The following is a 3,847-nucleotide window of genomic DNA, read 5'->3' as shown; positions in this document are numbered from 1 at the left end:
GAGACGACGAAGGGGGTGGGCAGGTGCCGCCATCACCCTCTGGGCTGGGGCCAAAAAGCCGCCCCGCTTTGTTGCTCGTCGGTCACGGGTATATTTCATACCTGCTCCCTCCTCGCGCCTCGCCGGACGGCTTTTTGATCCCCCGCGTAAGGTCGCGTTCCGCTCCCACGCGGTCACGCGACAGCGCGGGTCACGCGGGTTATCCGGATAGGCTCTTAGCCGGACCGGACCATTCGAAAGAAAAGGACCGGGAAGAAGCAACATCCACACCCACCTTGTTGGACGTAGTCATAAAGGTTGGGTATGATGGAAAGAGCGGTGCATGCTCCGACCGCCCCAGAGGATGGCCACTCCTTCGGGGGCCTCAAGTGCCAGTTCGCCCCACGAATCGACGGTCACTTCTTTTCCGCTCCAAAAATCCCTCCATACCCCCGCTCCTGCCGCACGCAAACGGAGCGTCTTTCCTCCGCGCTCCCTCGAGTCTGGCGCCATAACCACCACCAAGTTTCCGTCTTCACATTCCACCGGCAGCGTGACCATTCCTCGGATACCGGGTACCGGCACCAACGGATGCCTCGGTTGGACAATCAACTGCCGCATCATCCAGCGGATCAACCGGTCTTCATCCGGATGAGCCAACAGGGATGGTCCGAGTGGAAACCGCACATGTACCATACGCCCATGCCCGAACGTCCGCTCCAATACCGCAGGACTGCCGTCGCAGGCGAATCGGCAGTCCTCCCAAGCCCGCCAAGATGATCCGGGAACAGTTGCGGGTTGGGTCCGGGTGAGCACGCCACGGCCCGCCGTTTGTCCATCGAGCGTCAGTTCGTACGCCCCGCTCACTGAATCCAGTCCGGTCATGGAAAGCCCGGTGGCTTCTGCCAGGGCACCGGGCCACGGACGGTGGATTCTGGAGTCGTGATCCTTTCGGCCCGAAAGCGCATCAAAAACCACCGTTCCACCGGCCTGTGCAAAATCCAGAAGCTTAGTTATTGGGTCTTTCTCCCAGGCCACGACATGGGACACCAGCACCACTTTGTTTTTGGCCGATCCAGGAGATGGAACATGTTCGAAAGATCCATGAGTGGCGACCCAGCCCATCTCCATCAAACGTTGGGAAAGCAGCCACTGGCCACGGGCACTTTCCTGTGCGGTCTGTCCCGGATGCTGCACCCCCCCGCGGGCATCCAGCATTTCAATGGCCTGCGCCTTCCGGGAGAGCAGTAGAAAAACATCAGGTTCGTGTGCCTTCCAGGTTCCTGTGGACTTGTGGACCTCGGCCAGCACCGCACGCAAACGAGCCAGAGCCCGACTACGATCCGAGGCGCCATCCTGGTCATTCAACAAGGCAAACTCCCCGGCTTCACTGTCACGGTGCCGGGCATTCAGACACCAACCGGTGACACTGGACGCTCCCGCCGCGAGGGCCCCGAGGTAAAACCGGACAATTTCCGAGGCCGTCACTCCGAACGGTTGGGTGCCGGTGTAGACGGCGTTTCCGGACATGACTTCGGTCAATTCCACGGGTTTCCCCTCCGATTGCGTGGCTAGTGCCCGAACTCCCACCGCAATCATGGAGGCATAATCCAAACGCCGGACTTGGCTGTGCCAAAAGACCGGATGATAGCTCGCCCCCATCCGGTCCACAACGGATGCCAATGCCGGAAGATCGGTTGCGCCGCCTGCCTGGTTTTCGATGTTGAAGATCGGATTGTGACAGAGTTCAGTCACCGGATCGTGGCACCTGACTTCCGCTGCGATCCAACGCAATTGATTGACCAAACGGACACAACGGTAATCCGCCTCGTCCAGTTCCGCACGGTACGGCAACCAGGCCCCACTTCGATGGGCCGGATGCGTGATGTCCTCCGGCCAGGGAACCGATTCAAAACCGGAATACCCCGTGAGCCAACGTTGATTCAACTTCTCGATCTCACTTTGGTACCGTTCGCGCAGGAATTCACGCCACCCGAGGGCATTCTCCTCCGTCCGGTCCCGGTTGGCCCCATGGGGTTCATTCCAAAGAAGCCATTGGGCCAAAGCCGGGTGGTTCCGATAGCGTGTGACGCACCTCTCGATATATCGTCGCATCGGTTCTCGTTGGTCTGTCCCCAGGAAGCCCGTATGACTGTGCAAGACGCCCGGAGTTCCGATGTGCCAGGGCCCGGAATTGGCGGTCAAGGTTGCCTTGATGCCCAATCCATATTTGGCCGCCGCGTCGAAAACCGGATCATACAAGGAAAAATCAAACTCATCCCGCCGGCGTTCGATCCAGGTCCATAAAAGAAAAATGCGCAGGCTCCCCAATCCACTGTCGCGCGCCGCCAAAACCAGGTCATCGATTCGCTCGGGGGAATCCCCTGGCTCCACCCAGATCTGACAGCCCAACGGGGAGCGAATGGGCTCCGGACTGTTAAAATCGGCCTGCCACCCCCCATCACTTTTTGTATTCATCTCCCGACTATGGATTGTTTTCTCAGTCATATTTTGCTTAGTCTAATTCAGACTCCCAGCGGTGCAGAATGCGAAAACCGGACGTAAACCTTTTAAACTCGGACATGGCCCAATCTTTGGCCGCACTCTACGATCCGCCGCTGGTATTGGTGGAAGTCAGCGGCGGTTGGTCTTGGCGTGCCGAATCCGGGGGTATTGCCACCTTCGACCACCCCCCGGCCAACTCCTTGCACAGCCACAACTGTTTCGAAATCTCCTACGTCATCTCGGGATCCGGACAATTCCTCCATGGCGACACCCTCCACTCCCTGAAGACTGGCGATGTTTTCCTGGCGGAACCCGAAATCCGGCATGAGATCAGTTCATGGAAAACCCGCGACCTTCTCATTATTTACTATTTTTTTCATGTCGAACCCATCCCATCTGGAGGCGACACCGGAGGAGGAGAATCGGCGCTATGGGATTTATTCATGAAAAAACACAGGCTATGTGCTGAAGCTCCGCGGGAAACCCGTGACTTCCTCATGGGACTGCGCACGCGGCACTCCTGCATGGGGGAGACCGTGCGCCGCGGGCACCTCCGTACCATGCTGATGGAACTGGTAGCCACCTGTCTGCCTGAGGAGGAGCAGCACTCTTTGCAGAAGCCCATTTTCGATGGTTTCAACCGGGCGCTGATACATATCCGACAGAATTTCCAACACCACCCCAGCGTGGTTGAAGTGGCCCGCGTGGCGGGCACCACGCCGCGCACCTTGAATCGGTGGTTTCAGCGACATCTGGGCCTTCCCGTCCAACAAGTCATCATCCAGTTCCGCATGGAATGGGCGGCACGTCGGCTGACTATGGGCATGCGTGTGCGGGAAGTAGCCGGGGAATTGGATTTCCCCACACCGGAACAATTCAGCGCCGCATTCAAGTCCTGGTGGAAAATAGAACCCCGGCGTTTCCGTGATTACTATCAGCCCGGCGTGACCATGCACCGAACCCTATGGAACGAGCATGCGCGCGCATCCAACGGATCCAGACCGAGAGCTTAATCTTCAGATCAAGCAGCTTGCCAGGCGGCTCAATTTTCCAACTGGGACGGACCCTAAGTTTTTGGGGTGTTCATAGCACACTCCGCGACCTAAGAGCCTATCCGGATAACCCCCGTGGCCCGCGTGATGAGTGCCACCTGCCCGGGCCCGAGGAGGAGTGACCGCGCATATCTGGACGAGATACGCAAGGAAGGGACGACGAAGGGGGCGGGCAGGTGCCGCCATCACCCTCCGGGCTGGGGCCAAAAAGCCGCCCCGCTTCGTTGCTCGTCGGTCACGGGTATATTTCATACCTGCTCCCTTCTCGCGCCTCGCCGGACGGCTTATTGACCCCCCGCGTAAGGTCGCGT

The 3,847-nt window shown here is 58.9% G+C and carries 2 protein-coding genes; one reads left to right on the top strand and one right to left on the bottom strand.

Annotation, left to right across the window (positions count from 1 at the left end):
• Window positions 1–288: 288 nt before the first annotated feature.
• Window positions 289–2,457: a beta-galactosidase gene (locus tag SFU85_07065; protein MDX6766534.1), complete on the bottom strand. Its 2,169-nt coding sequence runs from the start codon at window positions 2,455–2,457 to the stop codon at window positions 289–291.
• 104 nt (window positions 2,458–2,561) lie between these two features.
• Here SFU85_07065 and SFU85_07060 point away from each other — a divergent pair, with 104 nt between their 5' ends.
• Window positions 2,562–3,497, top strand: coding sequence for an AraC family transcriptional regulator (locus SFU85_07060; protein ID MDX6766533.1), 936 nt, complete (start codon window positions 2,562–2,564; stop codon window positions 3,495–3,497).
• Window positions 3,498–3,847: the final 350 nt, after the last annotated feature.

Source organism: Candidatus Methylacidiphilales bacterium, from assembly GCA_033875315.1.
Lineage (GTDB): Bacteria > Verrucomicrobiota > Verrucomicrobiia > Methylacidiphilales > CAZTYG01 > JANRJG01.
The sequence above is the reverse complement of the archived record's forward strand: the minus strand, read 5'-3'. Positions and strand labels throughout refer to the sequence as shown.

Bases quoted from the DNA above. Each gene is read 5' to 3' on its own strand.
- SFU85_07060 (MDX6766533.1), top strand. From the start codon at position 2,562: ATGGCCCAATCTTTGGCCGCACTCTACGATCCGCCGCTGGTATTGGTG.
- SFU85_07065 (MDX6766534.1), bottom strand. From the start codon at position 2,457: ATGAATACAAAAAGTGATGGGGGGTGGCAGGCCGATTTTAACAGTCCG.